Source organism: Pasteurella testudinis DSM 23072, from assembly GCF_900176075.1.
Classification (GTDB): Bacteria; Pseudomonadota; Gammaproteobacteria; order Enterobacterales; family Pasteurellaceae; genus Chelonobacter; species Chelonobacter testudinis.
On sequence record NZ_FWWV01000007.1, the window covers coordinates 1 to 17,857 of the forward strand.

Here is a 17,857-nt window from a genome sequence, read left to right on the forward strand (position 1 = left end):
AACAAGAGCCCTTAGTAGTGATGCTAAGGGTTTTTTGCGTTTGGCGGATGGAAAAATAAGGAAAGGGCAAACAAGAAGAAAAGGAAAAGTCAAAGTACTGTTGATCGCCCTTTGATGTTGTTGCCGTTAATTTGATAATTCAAGCTCAAAAAAAACCGCACTTCAAACCCAGAAATAAAGGCATGGTATTTTAAATACCGCACTTTGCGCGTTGATCGGCAAAGTGCGGTTGAGATTACTCAATACATCTAAGCATTCAAAATCTGTTTGATTTCCGCGATACTTAAATGGAATTGGCGCGGGCATTTGTGCCAGACGTCCAGCATTTTGCTGTATTTGTCCCACATTGGGGTTTGGGCATCGCAGCCGTTCGGGCAGTGGATCAGCTCACGGTATTTTTTATCGTTTTCGGCGATAAAGCCTAAATAATTCAGGTATTTTTTCTCACGGATACCGCAATAGCCTAAGAATTTCAAACGGTGCGGCGTTAAATCTTCGGTGTTATGCAGGTTGTTATATGACACTTGCAGTGCTTGATACATTTCTAGCGTATTGATGACGGTTTTGCACTCATCTTCGCTTAGGTCGCTGAATTGGCCGTATAACTCTTTTAATTCCAGTTTGTAGCCGCCCTTGATAATGCTTTGATAACGGTGATATTTGGCGGCATTGTCTTTGTCGAGTAATGCCATCAATTCATATTGATTCACCAGAATCAGGCGCTGGGTCAGGGTCATTTCCATGTTGTATTCCTTCTTAAATGATTAATCGATCTCTTTTAGTTCATCTTCGGATAAGGTTTCTTTAATTTCTGAGCCTTGTTTACCGTCGCTGACTTTAAATTCCAGATTTTGGAAATAGGCCTCGCGCACGGTGAGATAGCTGTCTTGCGATTGTTCTAACAGTGCATCTTGACTGAGCAGGTTGGCGCGTTTATCCACCGCTTGCAGTCCGCTTTTTACCAATGTCCAAGGACCGAGCAAGGATAATACCGGGTAAGTCTGATCGACCAAGCCGCCCAGATCTTGCCGTGGCGTTGCCGGGCCATACAACGGCACCATCACATAAGCACCGGTGCCGACCCCGTAGCTGCCGAGCATATCGCCGAACGAACGCGATCCGTCGGTTTGCAAGCCGTCGATCGCACTGGCAATATCCATGAAACCGGCTAAACCGAATACCGAGTTGATCCAGAAGCGGTTAAAATGCACCATTGCTTTGTTGAACTCACCTTCAAGCAGGCGGTTGACGAAGCTGGCGGGCTCGTCCAAATTGTTGGCGGCGTTGATCAGTGCGGTTTTTGCCGGTTGCGGCACATACTCTTTCCAGCCGGTGGCGACCGGTTTCAACACATAGGGATCGGCGACGTTATAGTTAAAATCCCACATGGTACGGTTGAAACCTTCAAGCGGATCTTGCCGTTGCCCCGTGGTTTCGTCGATACTTGAGCAGGCGCTTAACGCCGTTACCAGCAGCAGGGGCAACCATAATTTCGCGGAAATGGATTTTTTCATGTTATTGTCCTGTTTTCAGATTTAACGGTTTCATTTTAACAACTTTAAAATCAAAGCATAGTATTATTTATTGCAATTTTGAGCTGGGTCAACTTGCTCGAAAGTGAATTTTTATGCATAATATTGCATTATTTTTCAAAAATAACGCATCATGCCAATTATTGGGCTTGAATTGTCGTAGTGGCTCAATTACAATAATTTGCTCATTTCTGCTACACTTCCGATACGATTCCGTACAGGGCTATTCGTGAATAGAGTAACGAGCAACATATTGGCAAGCCCGATATTTAACCCAAGATTGAACATAAACAGGATTATCCCGGGAGCAATTCATGTTTGAACCAGCCATCTTAGTCTTAGCTGACGGCTCAGTTTTCCACGGCACTTCCATTGGTTATCAAGGCCATACCATCGGCGAAGTGGTTTTTAATACCTCTATGACGGGCTATCAAGAAATTCTGACCGATCCGTCCTACACTAAACAAATTGTCACCCTCACCTATCCGCATATCGGCAACACCGGTGTGAATCAAGAAGACTGCGAATCGGATAAAATCTATGTTTCCGGTTTGGTTATTCGCGATTTACCGTTAATTCACAGCAATTTTCGCAGCGAACAAAACCTCACTGATTATTTAACCGCCAATAAAATCGTGGCGATTGCCGATATTGATACCCGCCGTTTGACCCGCTTGTTGCGTGATAAAGGCGCGCAAGCCGGCTGCATTATGGCAGGGGAAATTGACGAGGCCAAAGCGCTGGAACTGGCGAAAAGCTTCGGCAGCATGGCGGGCAAGGATTTAGCGCAGGAAGTGACGTGCGATAAAGTCTATCGCTGGGAACAAGGCGAATGGAAATTGGGACAAGGCTTCAGCCAGAAAACCAACGGACGTTATCACGTTGTCGCCTATGATTTCGGGGTAAAGCATAATATTTTACGCATGCTTGCCGAGCGCGGCTGCCAAATCACCGTTGTTCCGGCGAAAACCAGTGCGCAAGAGGTGTTGGCGTTAAATCCGGACGGGATTTTCCTCTCCAACGGGCCGGGCGATCCGGAACCGTGTGATTATGCTATCACAGCTATCCAGCAATTATTAGCCAGTAAAAAACCGATTTTCGGCATCTGTTTGGGACACCAACTGCTGGGCTTGGCGGTGGGCGGCAAAACCAAAAAAATGACTTTCGGACATCACGGCGCCAACCATCCGGTGCAAAATCTTGCCACTGAGCAGGTGTATATCACTAGCCAAAATCACGGTTTTGAAGTGGACGAAGCCAGTTTGCCGGACAATGTGACCGTGACGCACCGCTCTTTGTTCGACAATTCGGTGCAGGGCATCGAACTGACTACCCAATCGGCGTTTTCTTTCCAAGGCCACCCTGAAGCCAGCCCCGGACCGCACGATGTTGCCGAACTGTTCGACAAATTTGTGCATGAAATGGAAGTGGTGCGCCACACCCATACGCCGCAGGTTGTGGTTTAAGCAGGAATATAACCATGAAAACCTATGCTTATCAGTTGGTTAATGTGTTTGCCGAAAGCCATTTCGACGGCAATCCGTTGGCGGTTTTCCCGCAAGCGGACGGGCTGAATCAGCAGCAAATGCAACTGATTGCCCGTCAATTTAATTTGTCGGAAACGGTATTTATACAACCCAGCGATAGGCAAAGTGCGGTCAGAAAACTGAAGATTTTTACCCCTGAGTATGAAATGCCGTTTGCCGGACACCCGACCATCGGCGCGGCATTTGTGTTACAACAGCAGCTGGAATTGTCTGGCAACTATCAGCTACAAACCGAGGCGGGCTTAGTCAGGCTGCAACATCAAACCGATAACATCACTTTTGCTTTAAGTAACGGTGCGCAGTTAAAGCCGTCGGCATTAGACAAAGCCGACTGTGCCGAGATGTTAGGCTTGCAACAGAATGATATTGCCGCCGAACCGGTTTGGGTGAATACCGGCACGGAACAACTGCTGTTGCGATTAAATTCGGCGCAAGCGGTGGCAAATTGCCGTATCAATACCGCACTTTTCCTGCAAAAAGCCGTATCGCAAAGTGGGGAAGCGCAGTTGTACGTGTGGTTTGAACAGCAGAATAAAGTCAAAGTGCGGTTGTTCTTCTCCGCACACGGCGAAGTGCGTGAAGATCCGGGCACAGGCTCTGCCGCCGCCAATTTAGGCGGTTGGGCGCTTCACAACCAACGCACGCCGTTAAGTTGGCAGATCATGCAAGGCGATGAAATCGGACGACCGAACCGGCTGAGTTTAACTGTGGACGAACAACAGACGATTTATGTCGGCGGCAAGGTAATCCCCGTCGGACAAGGTGAATTTTGGGTTCCTGAAGATTAACGAGAATATTAGCAAGAGAAAAACTATGCCAAAACGTACCGATATAGATATGTCTAATGGCGCTTATATCAACGATATTAAATATATTCTTGCAACGGCTCGTCAGCAGACTTATATCGCCATTAATTCCGCAATGGTCGATGCCTATTGGCAAATCGGCCAACGGATCGTGCAAGAAGAACAGCGTGGACAAGCACGAGCAGATTATGGCAAAGAAGTGATTAAGCAAGTTTCCCAAGTGCTGAGCCAAGAGTTTGGTAGAGGATTTGGGGAACGAAATATTCGTAATTTTCGCCAATTCTATTTGATGTTTTCGGATTTGGACATTTGGAAATCAGTGATTTCCAAATTAACGTGGACCCATATTCAGCGGGTATTAAAAATTCAGAATGAGCAGGCTAGACGTTATTATTTAATTGAAGCCGCTGAAAACCATTGGTCGGTCAGAGTGTTGGATCGAAATATTTCAACGCTCTACTATGAACGTTTACTTGCTAGCGCAGATAAAGAACCCGTGCATACGGAAATGCAACAGAAAAGTGCGGTGTTACAGCCTTACGATTTTATTAAAAATCCGACCGTTTTAGAATTTCTTCAATTACCGACGCATTATAGCCATACCGAAGCGGAACTGGAAAAGGCATTAATCGATAATGTACAGCAGTTTATGTTGGAGCTCGGTAAAGGGTTTGCGTTTGTGGCGCGACAACAGCATATTCGGACAGAAAACAGCGATTTTTTTATTGATTTGGTTTTTTATAATTATCTGATTAAGTGTTTTGTGATTGTAGAGTTAAAAACCGATAAGCTGACACACCAAGATATTGGGCAATTAGATATGTACGTCCGAATGTACGATGATTTGAAAAAACAACAAAATGATAACCCGACAATCGGATTATTGCTTTGCACTGAAACGGATAGCATTGTGGCGAAATATTCAGTCTTAAAAGACAACGCTCAACTTTTTGCCAGTAAATATATCCCTTATTTACCTACGGAAGATGAATTGGTACGTGAAATTGAACAACAAAAATTACTGCTGGAATTACAACGTTAGCGAATACGGATTTAGGGAAGAATTTTAAAGAGCGGTTAAATTTATAATTAAGCGTTTTCAGAAACAGATTTAAAACAAAGAGAGAGAGCTATGCCAAAACGTACAGACATAAACACGATTTTGATTATTGGCGCAGGTCCGATTGTGATCGGGCAGGCGTGTGAGTTTGACTATTCCGGTGCGCAGGCGTGTAAGGCGTTGCGGGAAGAGGGTTACAAAGTGGTGTTGGTGAACTCCAATCCGGCAACGATTATGACTGATCCGAATATGGCGGACGTGACCTATATCGAACCGATTCACTGGCAAACGGTGGAAAAAATTATTGCCAAAGAGCGGCCGGACGCAATTCTGCCGACCATGGGCGGACAGACCGCACTTAACTGTGCGCTGGATTTGTCCAAACATGGGGTGTTGGCAAAATATAACGTTGAACTAATCGGTGCGAAAGAAGATGCGATTGATAAAGCCGAAGATCGCGGGCGTTTTAAAGACGCCATGACCAAAATCGGCTTGAATACGCCGAAATCGTTTGTCTGCCACAGCTTTGAAGAGGCATTGAAAGCACAAGCGGAAGTCGGCTTTCCGACCTTGATCCGTCCGTCGTTTACCATGGGCGGTTCCGGCGGCGGGATTGCGTATAACAAAGATGAATTTAATGCGATTTGCGAACGCGGTTTTGATGCTTCCCCGACCCATGAATTGCTGATTGAGCAATCGGTGCTGGGCTGGAAAGAGTATGAAATGGAAGTGGTGCGCGATAAAGCGGACAACTGCATTATCATCTGTTCGATTGAAAACTTCGACCCGATGGGCGTGCATACCGGCGACTCGATCACCGTTGCCCCGGCGCAAACCCTGACCGATAAAGAGTATCAAATTATGCGTAACGCCTCGTTGGCGGTGTTGCGTGAAATCGGCGTGGATACCGGCGGTTCGAACGTACAATTTGCGATCAATCCTGAAAACGGTGAGATGATCGTGATTGAAATGAATCCGCGCGTCAGCCGTTCTTCGGCGCTGGCTTCGAAAGCGACCGGTTTCCCGATTGCCAAAGTGGCGGCGAAACTGGCGGTCGGTTACACCTTAAACGAACTGCGCAACGACATCACCGGCGGTTTAATTCCGGCTTCATTTGAGCCGTCGATCGACTATGTGGTGACCAAAGTACCGCGCTTTGCCTTTGAAAAATTCCCGAAAGCGGACAACCGCTTAACCACCCAGATGAAATCGGTGGGCGAAGTGATGGCGATGGGGCGCACCTTCCAAGAATCGTTGCAAAAAGCCCTGCGCGGTTTGGAAACCGGCATTTGCGGTTTCAACTTAAAAACCGAAGACATGGAAAAATTGCGTACCGAAATTTCCAATCCGGGGCCTGAACGGATTCTGTATGTCGCCGATGCGTTCGGTATCGGTTGGAGTTTGGAAGAGGTGTACCACTATTCCAAAATTGACCCGTGGTTTTTGGTGCAAATCCGCGATTTGGTGCAAGAAGAACTGGCATTGGAGAAGAAAACGCTGGCGGATTTGGATTATGCCGAACTGCGCCGCCTGAAACGCAAAGGCTTTGCCGACCGTCGTATCGCCCAATTGGTGAAAAGCACCGAAAAAGAAGTGCGCGATTTACGCCATCAGCTCAACTTGCACCCAGTGTATAAACGCGTTGATACTTGTGCTGCCGAGTTTGCTTCCGATACCGCTTATCTCTATTCCTGCTATGAAGAGGAGTGCGAAGCCAACCCGACTGACCACAAGAAAATCATAATTTTAGGCGGCGGGCCAAACCGCATCGGACAAGGGATCGAATTCGATTATTGTTGCGTTCATGCTGCCCTTGCCTTGCGTGAATCGGGCTTTGAAACCATTATGGTCAACTGTAATCCGGAAACCGTTTCCACCGATTTCGACACCTCTGACCGCCTGTATTTCGAGCCGCTGACGCTGGAAGAGGTGCTGGAAATTATTCACGTTGAAAAACCGTACGGCGTGATTGTGCATTACGGCGGACAAACCCCGTTGAAACTGGCGAATGCGCTGCACGAAAACGGCGTGCATATTATTGGTACATCGGCGGATAGCATTGATGCCGCCGAAGACCGCGAGCGTTTCCAACAAGTGCTGCACAAACTGAATCTGAAACAGCCGCCGAACCGCACCGCGCGTAACAGTGAAGAAGCGCTCACATTGGCGAACGAAGTCGGTTATCCGCTGGTGGTGCGCCCATCGTATGTGTTGGGTGGACGTGCAATGCAAATTGTGTATAACGATGAAGAGCTGCAAACCTATATGCGCGAAGCGGTGCGTGTCTCCGACGACAGCCCGATTCTGCTTGATCACTTCCTCAACGACGCGATTGAAGTCGATGTCGATTGTATTTGCGATGGTGAAGACGTGGTGATCGGCGGCATTATGCAGCATATCGAACAAGCCGGTATCCACAGCGGCGACTCGGCGTGTTCCCTGCCACCGTATTCTCTAAGTGCGGAAATCCAAGATGAAATCCGTCGTCAAACCGCAGCAATGGCGTTCGAACTGAAAGTGGTCGGCTTGATGAATGTCCAGTTTGCAGTACAAAAAGACACGATTTATGTGTTGGAGGTCAATCCGCGCGCCTCGCGTACCGTACCGTTCGTGAGCAAAGCCACCGGCGTACCGTTGGCGAAAATCGCCGCACGGGTGATGGCGGGCATCAGCTTGAAACAGCAGGGCGTGAGCAAAGAAGTGATCCCGAATCTGTATTCGGTGAAAGAAGCGGTGTTCCCGTTTATCAAATTCCCGGGAGTAGACACGATTTTAGGACCGGAAATGCGCTCGACCGGTGAAGTGATGGGCGTGGGTAAAACCTTCTCCGAAGCGTTTTTGAAAGCGCAAATCGGTGCAGGCGAGCGTTTACCGAAACTGGGCAAAATCTTCTTATCGGTCGAAAATGCCGATAAACCGAAATTGGTGAACATCGCCAAACGCCTGCAAGATCTGGGCTACGGCTTATGTTCGACATTGGGAACGGCAAAATTCCTGCGTGAACACGGCATTGGCGTGCAGATCGTAAACAAAGTGCGCGAAGGCCGTCCGCATATCGTCGATGCGATCAAAAACGGTGAAATTGCCATGGTGATCAACACCGTCGGCAGCATGCCGGAATCGGTCTCCGACAGCCATTCGATCCGCAGCAGTTCGCTTCAGCAACGCATTCCGGTGTACACCACCATCGCCGGCGCAGAAGCGATCAGCCAAGGGCTCAAAAGTCTGAACGATACCGAAGTTTATCGTTTGCAAGAGATGAATTAATCGGTTGAAGAAAAGCAAAGAGCGGTTCTGCTATTTAGTAGAACCGCTCTTTTGATCTCTTCTTACTTTTAAAAAAGTGAAACAGTACCATGAAAAAAGCCGCTTAAATGGGAGTAAGCGGCTTTTTAAGCAAAATGAAATATTAAATAATCCGTGAAAACTGCTGTCTTTTCGCCAACTGGCGCGAGTAGGTGTCGAAGCAGAGGCAGATGTTGCGGATCAGTAAGCGGCCTTTGGCGGAAACAATAAGTGCGGTGTCGCCAATTGTTAGCAACCCGTCTTCTGCCAACGGTTTCAGTAGCGCCAGATCTTCGGCAAAATGGGTTTTGAAATCAATGCCGTATTGCTGTTCCAATGGTGCGTAATCTAAGCGGAAGTTACAGATTAAGGCTTTGATTACATCGCGGCGCAGGCAGTCTTCTTGGCTCATGGCGAAGCCTTTGTGCAGGGCGTTGCCGTGATCTTCCACATCGGCGTAATATTGTTTCAATTCTTTCTGGTTTTGTGCGTAATGATCGCCCATTAAGCTGATCGCGGAAACGCCTAAGCCGAGCAGATCCGCCTCTTCCTGCGTGGTGTAGCCCTGAAAATTGCGGTGCAGCACGCCGTTTTGTTGTGCAATTGCCAGTTCGTCGTCCGGTTTGGCGAAGTGATCCATGCCGATAAAGCGGTAGCCGGCGCCGGTCAGGGTTTCAATGGTTTTTTGCAAAATAGTCAATTTGCTGTTTGGCGGCGGCAAGGTGGCGTCTTTGATTTTGTGCTGGCCGGCAAAGCGCGACGGCAAATGCGCATAATTGAACACGCTCATGCGATCCGGATTAAGTTCGCTGACCCGTTGTAAGGTCGCCATAAAGCTGTCGACGGTTTGGAACGGCAAGCCGTAAATCAAGTCGATATTGGTCGAGGTGAAGCCCAGTTCGCGCGCTTTTTTCATCAGCGAGAAGATAAATTCTTCATCTTGAATGCGGTTGATTGCCGCCTGCACGTCTTTGTTAAAATCTTGAATTCCCATGCTGATACGATTAAAACCGATTTTACGCAGGTGATCGAGCATCGATAGTTCGATTTCGCGCGGATCCATTTCAATGCTGATTTCCGCCTCCGGCGAAATGCGGAAATTGTCGCGCAACATCTGCATTAAACGGGAAGATTGCGCTTCACTTAAATAGGTTGGTGTGCCGCCGCCCCAGTGAATTTGAGTCACTGTACGCTCGCGGAATAAGGTGGCGCGCGCTTTGACCTCTTTTTCCAAATAATCCAGATAAATATCCGCTTTGTGTTGATGACGGGTGATAACCTTGTTGCAGGCGCAGAAATAGCACAGTTTATGGCAAAATGGGATATGCACATACAGCGACAACGGACGCTCAGGGTAGCGGTTCGCTGCCTGTAAAAAATCCTGCTCGCTATAGGCATCGTTAAATTCAAGTGCGGTCGGATAGGAGGTGTAGCGCGGTCCGGACTGGTTATATTTTTGAATTAAATTCAGATCCCACTCAATTTCTGACATCTTGTTTCCTATTATCTATTTCAATATCACTCAACAATTGGCGTAGTTCCAATTTAATTTTTTGTTCTAATTCCACTTCGCTGCTCTCGCGGGTTAAATCCAAGCGCATGCGCTGGTTTTTCGGCAAGGCACGACGCGCTTCGTGGGTCGGCATCTCCATCACCACCTGATACAGCTGTTGCATGGCGTGGTATTTATCCAGCGCCTGCGGTTTTAAGCCGGGCAATAATGCGTTTAAACGAATCACGCCTTCGGACAAATTGCAGTCGCCGTTTAACATCGCTTTGGCGATAATTTGCACGCTGTCAAAGGTGAAATTTTTGCATTTTTGCCGTGCGGCGGCAATTTTTTGTTTCTGCTTGCGTAACGCCAACAGTAGCCAAGCGGCATAACTTGCCAAACCCACGACAATGGCGATGGCGGCAAGCAGTAAAATAAACGACCAGTTCATTAGCGGAATTTATTAATATCAATAGTGTTGAAAGTGCGGTACAGCGCGTCGTCGCTGTCCTCGTCTTCTTCCTCGCTCAAGCCCAATTCCTGCATCAGCTGCTCAATGCGGCTTAAACACTCGTCAACAAATTGTTGATCTTCGGCGGAAAGGGTTTTGCCGGCGTCCAATTGATCCAGCAAATCGTTCAAACATTCGTTGTTTTCCAACTGTTCCAGTTCCAACATCGGGTCGATTTTTTTGACTTCCACTGTTTCAGCCAGCGTTTCAGGTTTGATCGGGGTGATGATTTTGCCTTTTTCCGGTTTATTCACCATTTCGATCATTAACGGAATTTTTTTACGGCTACCGACGCGCGGATCGCCTTTGACCGCACTTTGCTTCTGATTATTGCTTTCCGCGGCACTGTGGCGCGAACCGGCGCTTAAGCCTTTGCGTTTTTTCTTGCGTTTCTCTTCGCGTGCCAACACGTCCAGCTCATAACGGGTCGGCTTGCGGCCTTTTTTACTTTTTACTGTTGCCAGCGGCGGTGCTTTGTCGGTTTTGCGCACCGGCATCACGTCGCTGATTTTACGGGTTTTCTTTTGGCGAGCCATGTTGTTCTCATTTGATCAAATAAAATAATGGCGAATTGTACCATTCATAGCGATTTTTCACACGGAATTAAACCGGCTAAATGCAGAAATTGTCGCGGACTATTGATTGGGGGGAAAAGACATAAAACCGCACTTTACCTGCCGAAAACAGCGGAAAAGTGCGGTTGGTTGTCAAAGTGCGGTGAGGTTATAACAAAATGCTGCCGATACAGGCGATGGCAAAACCGACGAAGCCGATGAGGGTTTCCATTACCGTCCAAGTTTTCAAGGTGGTTTTGGTATCCATTTCCAAGAAACGGCTGACCAACCAGAAGCCGGAATCGTTGACATGGGAGAATGCGGTTGCGCCGGAAGCAATGGCGATGACGATAAAACATAAATCGAAAGCGCTTAAGCCGGTGGTTGCCGCTACAGTCGGCGCAATCAGCGCAGACGCGGTGGTTAAGGCAACTGTCGCCGAACCTTGCGCTACGCGCAATGCCAACGAAATGATAAAGGCGGCAACAATTACCGGCATACCGGTATCCGACAACATGCCTGCCAAGACATCGCCGATACCGCTGGCACGCAACACACCGCCGAACATACCGCCGGCACCGGTGACTAAAATAATCGCACAAATCGGACCGAGCGCATTGTCACAAATTTTTTCGATTTGTTCATAGCTGCGTTGCCCTTTCAGTTGGACAATTGCAACAAGCAATGTGATTAATAAGGCAATCGGGGTTTTGCCGAAGAAGCGTAGCGTTTCTACCCAAATTTGCGAACCGTCAATCACCTTGGCCACGCTTAAGGTGTTCAACACCGTGTCTAACATAATCAGCACTAACGGTAACAGCAAAATTGTTAATACTTTTCTGAAACTCGGCGGATTTTGCGCTGCGGTTTCGCTGATGGCGTTGGCGTTTAAAAAGGCTTTCGGCAGATCCAAGTGCATTTTTTTGCCCAAGAACGTACCGTATAAATAGGCGGCGATATACCACGTCGGAATCGCACAAATCAAGCCGACAATCACTAACAGACCGATATTCGCCCCCAATAGATCACCGGAAGCAACCGGACCCGGATGCGGCGGTAGAAAAGCGTGCATAACCGCAAACGCACCGGCTGCCGGAAACGCATAGCGGAACAGAGAGCCGCCGAACTGTTTTGCCACACTGAAAATGATCGGCAACATCACCACCAAACCGGCATCGAAGAAAATCGGAAAGCCGAACAGCAGCGAGGCGATACCTAATGCTAACGGCGCTCTTTTCTCGCCGAATTTATTGATTAACGTATCTGCCAGAACTTTTGCGCCGCCGGTGATTTCAAGCAAACGTCCGATCATCGCGCCCAAACCAACGAGCAAAGCAACGGAAGCCAGCGTGCCGCCGAAGCCGCCCAGCAGCGTCGGCAGAATTTTATCGACCGGAATGCCGGTGGCAAGTGCGGTCAGCAGGCTGACGATTAAAAGTGCGACAAAAGCATGGACTTTGAATTTGATGATCATAACCAGTAATAACAAAATGGCTACGAGCAGGGTTAAAATTAACATAATGCGATCCTTTTAAAAAAGTGCGGTTAAACAGCCGCTAACATACCGCCATCGACAAACAGCAGATGGCCATTGACAAAATCAGAGGCTTTGGAAGATAAGAAGACGGCTGCACCAATCAACTCTTCCGGATTTCCCCAGCGCGCCGCCGGAGTACGTTTACATAACCAACTGCTAAATTCTTGATTTTCGACCAGCGGTTTGGTTAATTCGGTTTTAAAGTAGCCGGGGGCAATGCCGTTTACTTGAATGTTATATCGCGCCAATTCAACGCACATTCCGCGCGTCAGCATTTTTACCGCACCTTTGGAGGCGGCGTACGGCGTGATGGTGTCGCGCCCCAATTCGCTTTGCATTGAGCCGATATTGATGATTTTCCCGCGTTGGCGCGCAACCATATATTTGGCAACTGCCTGCGAAATAATGAACACGGCTTTTTGATTGACGCTCATAATGTCGTCATAATCTTTTTCCGGAAACTCACAGAACGGGTGGCGGCGTTGGATTCCGGCGTTGTTGACCAAGACATCGATTGCGCCGATGGTGTTTTCAATCAAATCAATCGCATTACGCACGGCTTGCGAGTCGGTCACGTCAAACGCCAGCGCATGGGTGTTGAAGCCCTTCGCTTGCAGCCGGTCGGCGATAGCTTGCGCTTTATCTTGCTGCGTGCCGTGTATAATGATTTCCGCACCGTGTTCCGCTAACCCTTGGGCTAACAGTAAACCGATGCCGCGTGTTGAGCCGGTGACCAGAACCCGCCGGTTGCGGAGGGAAAATAAATCGCTCATGATCTTGTCCTTTATTACCAATGTTTGTCTCTATTCAAATGTGATTTGCACTTTTGAAATTTCATTTTTATTGCCGGCGGTTTCCAACGCTTGCTGCAATTGCTGAAACGGAAATGTGGCGGAAAGCAGGGGCAGCGGATCGATTTTGCCGCTGCTGAGCCAGTCAACGGCGGTGTTGAACTCTTCGACAAAACGGAATGAACCGACGAATTTGATCTCTTTGGCAATTAACGTCATCACCGGAAAATCAGGGATATTGCCGCCCATTCCGACCTGAACGACAGTGCCGCGCGCTTTGGTTACGCCTAAGCAACGCTCAATGGACGAAGGGTGTCCGGAGACTTCGAAAGAAACGTCGAATTCGCCTTTATGGGCTAAGTATGCGGAAAAGTCGTCTTGCGCGTGCAACGTTTTGTCAGCGCCCATTTTCGTGGCGAGATCCAAGCAGCGCTGGCTGATGTCGGCGCAAATAATCTCTTGTGCGCCTAAGGCTTTCACCGCCGCCGTAATCAAGCAGCCGATAGGCCCCACGCCTGAAACAAAAACCCGTTTACCGTTCAGATCACCCGCCTGTTTCGCGGCATGAATCGCAACCGCCAACGGTTCGGCGAAAACCATCACCTCATCGCTGAGTTGTTGTGGATAGGCAATGCATTGGCTGGTGTCGACGACTTTATATTGCGTGAACCCGCCGTCGACGTGCGGATTATACATCGCACTGCCGAAGAAGCGCATGTGCTCGCATTGGTTGGTGTCGCCGTCCAAACAGTATTTGCAGCTCAGGCAAGGTTTGCTGGGATTAATCGCCACTTTTTGCCCGATCTGGAGCGTGTCGGAGTCGGTTTTCACAATTTTCCCGATCACCTCATGCCCCAAAATCATCGGGTGCTGAATGGCAAAATTGCCCACTTTACCGTGTTGGTAATAATGCAAATCAGAGCCGCAAATTCCGCCGCGTGTGATCTGAATCAGCGTTGTGCCCGAATTTTCAACAAACCGCACTTGTTGCGGAATAACATCAACATCTTTTTTACCTTTCACGACACAAGATAGGGTTTTCATTTCCATAGCAGCTCCTTGTTGGCTTAAAGATGAATTGTTAAACAATGAGAAGTTACCGATAACATACTTTTTATTGTTTATCGGGTAAAGGAGTATTTGTGATGAGAATGTAAAATTGAGATCTAGTTCAAATAATCAATGGAAAAGCGGTTGATTTAATTTTTTAAGCGAAATAAATTTGTGATCAAGTTCACTATATTGTTTGTTATCGGTAACTATTTTCTTGGTTTTACGCTATGGTAATAGAAAAATCATAACAGAATCGAGGAGAACGCAATGGAACGGACAAAAGGCAAAAGTTTTATTTTAATGGGCGTGTCCAGCACCGGAAAAACATCAATCGGCACCGCGCTTGCGCAACGCTTGCAGATCAAATTAATCGACGGCGATGATCTGCACCCGCGTGCCAACATCATCAAAATGGGATCGGGACAGCCGTTAAACGACAATGACCGCGCCCCTTGGCTGGAGCGGATCCGCGATGCGGCGTTCAGTTTGGAGCAGAAAAGTGAAATCGGCATTATCGTTTGCTCTGCCTTGAAAAAACAGTACCGCGATCTGATTCGTGACGGCAATGACAATGTGAAGTTTTTATTTCTGGAAGGCAGTTTCGAGCTGGTGCTGGAAAGAATGAAACAGCGCAAAGGGCATTACATGAAAACCGAGATGCTGAAAAGCCAGTTTGATACGCTGGAAGTGCCGCAACAAGACGAACCCGACGTGATCCATATCGATATCGACGGCTCGTTTGAGGAAGTGGTGGGGCGATGTGAGACGGCATTGAAGCCGTATTTGTAGGATATAATCAAAGTGCGGGGGAAACCGCACTTTGAAAACATTTGAAATTATATACTTTTTATATACATTTCATATAACACGGAATCACTAAAATCAAAGTCATCTAAGCTAAATATAGATCCTTTCTTGATATCTCGAATTAGCTTTTTATTAGACATTAGATAAAATGGTGCAAAATGTTTTGAATTTATATCAGTATTCATGAGTAACGGTCTGATATCTTTGATAACATGATGATGTCCTCCCATTGTAAGAGTTTCACCTTTATTAAAATCTCGCTCAGCCTTTCCAATCATAATTGCAGCGCTTTTTTGATTAGGGTTACCACTAGCTCTATTGTGTAATACGGCAGAGAAAATTGAAATTGGCGATTCGACACCCATTAAGTGATAGGGGAGGATTATTGCTGCATATTTATTGTTTTTGCTGACAATATGTCCTTTTTCTTTTAAGGTATTCCATACAGATTCATTGTGACATTTAACAATTACAAACTCACCACCGGCAAAACTGAGTTCGTCCTCTTTTCTTAGACAGTTGAATACGTCAACCACACCGGTATTGGATAAAATCCCTCCATCTTCTTTAGGAATAAATATATCGGCTAATTCTGTTATTTTACAGATTGGATAATGTAGCTCGGGTTTATCCACTGATAAATTCAAAGAGTTTGCAACTACATTCATTTCACAGTAATCTGGTGTTGCATATTGGGGCAATGAATTTAATAAGGTAGACCGATTCTTTAATATTTCTTCTGTGTTGTTTAAACTAGTCCAATAATTTTTAAATTCTGGAACAATAACTTCATTAGCCAAATATTTAATAGAATCTTTTTCAGGATCCCATATGTAGTCATATTCGCTGGATTTTCCGGCGGCAATGATTTCTAAGCCTAAAGCTTCAATCCATGTGTATAAGTGAATTAAATTACTCGGTTGATCACCATCAACAGTTGTATAGACTACTCCATTTTCTTTGGCAATATTCGCTAAATACGGACCAATGACAGATTCTGTTTCTTTTGATACCATTCCCACATGTTGCCGGTTAATTAATGCTCTTTCCGCAATTTTTGCGCCTAGTTCTGGATTGCCCGTAGATTCAATTAACATATCAACAGGACAATATGGCAATAGAGCAGGATCGCTAATGATCGCGGTTCCATTTTTAGATATGATTCTTTCGATATCATCTAAATTTGAACAGATTAATAAATTGTTAGAATCCCATCCTAATCCTTCTAATATTCTTTTAGTAGCATTAGCATCAATATCACAAACAACACTAACTGATAATTTATCAATTAATTTACATTGTGCTAATAAAGAATAGCCAAAGCCACCATTCGCTCCTAAAATAGAAATTCGGATTGTCCTATCAATATTAAATAATTCTTTATAATACATAACTATTCTCCTTTTAAATTAAATTACTTATTTCTAGAATTACAACGATAAATCCTGATACTAAACCGCTGATTGCGGTTGCGCCGCCCACGGATTTTAACCCTTGAGCTAAATCCATATTTGATAAACTTACAGTTACCCAAAAGCCACTGGAGTTCGAGTGTTTAAAAATTTGTGCTCCTGTAGCACAAGCTAAATAGGCCGCTAGAGGTGAGATATCAAGATTATTTAGCATGGGTTGTATTATTGCTGCGCCGGTTAAAACACCTAATGTATTAGAACCTGTAATGGTATTTACTAAGGCGGCTATAATAAATGGAATAAGAATTGGAGGAATACTGATTTGTGAAATACTGTTAGCGATACTTTCGGCAACTTTTGTATCTTTAATAATTAAGGCTAAACTCCCACCCAAACCGGTAACGATAATTGGCATTGCTGATAATCGAAGTCCTGTTTCTACCCAATCATTTAATACCTCTTTACTTTTCCATTTGGTTCCGGTTAGCGTTAGTGAATAGGCAACGGCAATTAGCATAGCAACAATAGGGTTTCCCAACGTCATAATGAATTCTTTGATTGTTGAGTTCATATCGACATTTCTAAAAAAAGAACTGATCATAATTAATAGGATAGGCAATATGATCGGTGCCATAGATTGAAATAAAGACAATTTACTTACTTCAACATTTTTGGATAAAAATTCCTCTTTAGGTAAAACATCAATTTTTAAATATTTGCAGTATAAAGTCCCTGCAAATATTCCGGGAATAGAGATTATTATTCCCCATATGATAGCCTGAGATAAATCCAGATTTAGGAAAGCTGCAGCAGCTAACGGACCCGGAGTAGGAGGGACGGCAGAAGCGGTTACATATGCACCTAAGTATAAGACAGTGCCATATTGAGCCATTGAGGCGCCGGTTTGGATAGCTAAATTAGATATGATTGGCATTAAGACAATGACGATTGTATCGGCTAAGATGGGAATGCCCAATATGGCTGAAGCGACTGCAATAGCCCAAATTGCTCTTTTCTTACCAAAAACTTTATACATAAAGTTAGTAATTTTTATTGCCGCCCCAGTTCTTTCCAGTAACTTGCCTAATACACAGCCTAGGAAAAATAATAACCCAACTTTGCCGATAGTATCTCCAAATCCTTTTGTTAAGAGCGTCATAGTTTGTTCGCCACTTAGACCTATGGATAGCCCCAGTGCGATTACAACTAACAATAGTGTTATTGCAGGGTGGACATTCCATTTTGATATCATTAATATCATGATTGCGATTGCAATGACAAAGATTGCTAATATATAAATATTATTCATATTGATCTCCTCATATGTTGTGAATTAACTTTATAGATAAGTCATTAAATTATTTTCCTCTGTTTTAAGATCATTTATTTCATCGTCATTCAGGTAAAGCACCGGCTGTTTTTCCAGTTATTGATTACTTGGAACAGCTCACCGCCGTATATGACTGCAGT

General features: G+C 45.9%; 15 protein-coding genes. 5 read left to right on the plus strand and 10 right to left on the minus strand.

Annotated elements, in window-relative coordinates; all coding sequences use genetic code 11:
* Positions 1–248: 248 nt before the first annotated feature.
* Positions 249–743: a YfbU family protein gene (locus B8880_RS04300; protein ID WP_084256270.1), complete on the minus strand. Its 495-nt coding sequence runs from the start codon at positions 741–743 to the stop codon at positions 249–251.
* A 21-nt stretch (positions 744–764) separates the two neighbouring features.
* Positions 765–1,514, minus strand: a complete 750-nt coding sequence (locus B8880_RS04305; protein ID WP_084256272.1) for an MlaA family lipoprotein — start codon at positions 1,512–1,514, stop codon at positions 765–767.
* A gap of 332 nt (positions 1,515–1,846) precedes the next feature.
* Between B8880_RS04305 and carA the strand changes: the two genes are divergently transcribed.
* The 4 genes from carA to carB all read left to right on the plus strand — a co-directional run bounded on the left by carA (position 1,847) and on the right by carB (position 8,212).
* Positions 1,847–2,998: a glutamine-hydrolyzing carbamoyl-phosphate synthase small subunit gene (carA, locus tag B8880_RS04310; RefSeq protein WP_084256274.1), complete on the plus strand. Its 1,152-nt coding sequence runs from the start codon at positions 1,847–1,849 to the stop codon at positions 2,996–2,998.
* Positions 2,999–3,012: 14 nt separating this feature from the next.
* Entirely contained in the window at positions 3,013–3,867 is an 855-nt protein-coding gene (locus tag B8880_RS04315) for a PhzF family phenazine biosynthesis protein (protein ID WP_084256276.1), read from the plus strand.
* Complete coding sequence (locus tag B8880_RS04320; protein WP_336244932.1) at positions 3,842–4,927, plus strand: PDDEXK nuclease domain-containing protein; 1,086 nt, start codon at positions 3,842–3,844, stop codon at positions 4,925–4,927. The genes B8880_RS04315 and B8880_RS04320 overlap by 26 nt, the downstream gene beginning before the upstream one ends.
* 90 nt (positions 4,928–5,017) lie before the next feature.
* The gene (gene carB / locus B8880_RS04325; RefSeq protein ID WP_084256278.1) at positions 5,018–8,212 is read left to right on the plus strand and encodes a carbamoyl-phosphate synthase large subunit; all 3,195 of its coding nucleotides are present in this window, start codon (positions 5,018–5,020) and stop codon (positions 8,210–8,212) included.
* A 142-nt stretch (positions 8,213–8,354) separates the two neighbouring features.
* Here the strand turns inward: carB and hemN are convergent, their stop codons facing one another.
* The 6 genes from hemN to idnD form a co-directional block, all read right to left on the minus strand.
* Positions 8,355–9,722 (minus strand): oxygen-independent coproporphyrinogen III oxidase, encoded by a 1,368-nt coding sequence (gene hemN / locus B8880_RS04330; protein ID WP_084256280.1) that lies wholly within the window; start codon positions 9,720–9,722, stop codon positions 8,355–8,357.
* Positions 9,709–10,173, minus strand: a complete 465-nt coding sequence (locus B8880_RS04335; protein ID WP_084256282.1) for a DUF2489 domain-containing protein — start codon at positions 10,171–10,173, stop codon at positions 9,709–9,711. The genes hemN and B8880_RS04335 overlap by 14 nt, the downstream gene beginning before the upstream one ends.
* Positions 10,173–10,769: a Der GTPase-activating protein YihI gene (gene yihI, locus B8880_RS04340; protein ID WP_084256284.1), complete on the minus strand. Its 597-nt coding sequence runs from the start codon at positions 10,767–10,769 to the stop codon at positions 10,173–10,175. The genes B8880_RS04335 and yihI overlap by 1 nt, the downstream gene beginning before the upstream one ends.
* A 187-nt stretch (positions 10,770–10,956) precedes the next feature.
* Positions 10,957–12,306, minus strand: coding sequence for a GntP family permease (locus B8880_RS04345; RefSeq protein WP_084256286.1), 1,350 nt, complete (start codon positions 12,304–12,306; stop codon positions 10,957–10,959).
* A gap of 26 nt (positions 12,307–12,332) precedes the next feature.
* Positions 12,333–13,097 carry a gluconate 5-dehydrogenase gene (idnO, locus tag B8880_RS04350; protein ID WP_084256288.1) on the minus strand — a complete coding sequence of 255 codons (765 nt, stop codon included), beginning with the start codon at positions 13,095–13,097 and terminating at the stop codon, positions 12,333–12,335.
* A 30-nt stretch (positions 13,098–13,127) separates the two neighbouring features.
* Entirely contained in the window at positions 13,128–14,165 is a 1,038-nt protein-coding gene (idnD, locus tag B8880_RS04355; protein ID WP_084256290.1) for an L-idonate 5-dehydrogenase, read from the minus strand.
* A 270-nt stretch (positions 14,166–14,435) separates the two neighbouring features.
* Between idnD and B8880_RS04360 the strand changes: the two genes are divergently transcribed.
* Positions 14,436–14,957 carry a gluconokinase gene (locus tag B8880_RS04360; protein WP_084256292.1) on the plus strand — a complete coding sequence of 174 codons (522 nt, stop codon included), beginning with the start codon at positions 14,436–14,438 and terminating at the stop codon, positions 14,955–14,957.
* A 47-nt stretch (positions 14,958–15,004) separates the two neighbouring features.
* Here B8880_RS04360 and B8880_RS04365 read toward each other — a convergent pair whose 3' ends face one another.
* Together B8880_RS04365 and B8880_RS04370 are read right to left on the minus strand one after the other, a co-directional pair.
* Positions 15,005–16,366 carry an NAD(P)H-dependent oxidoreductase gene (locus tag B8880_RS04365; RefSeq protein WP_084256294.1) on the minus strand — a complete coding sequence of 454 codons (1,362 nt, stop codon included), beginning with the start codon at positions 16,364–16,366 and terminating at the stop codon, positions 15,005–15,007.
* Positions 16,367–16,379: 13 nt separating this feature from the next.
* Complete coding sequence (locus B8880_RS04370; protein ID WP_084256296.1) at positions 16,380–17,696, minus strand: GntP family permease; 1,317 nt, start codon at positions 17,694–17,696, stop codon at positions 16,380–16,382.
* Positions 17,697–17,857: the final 161 nt, after the last annotated feature.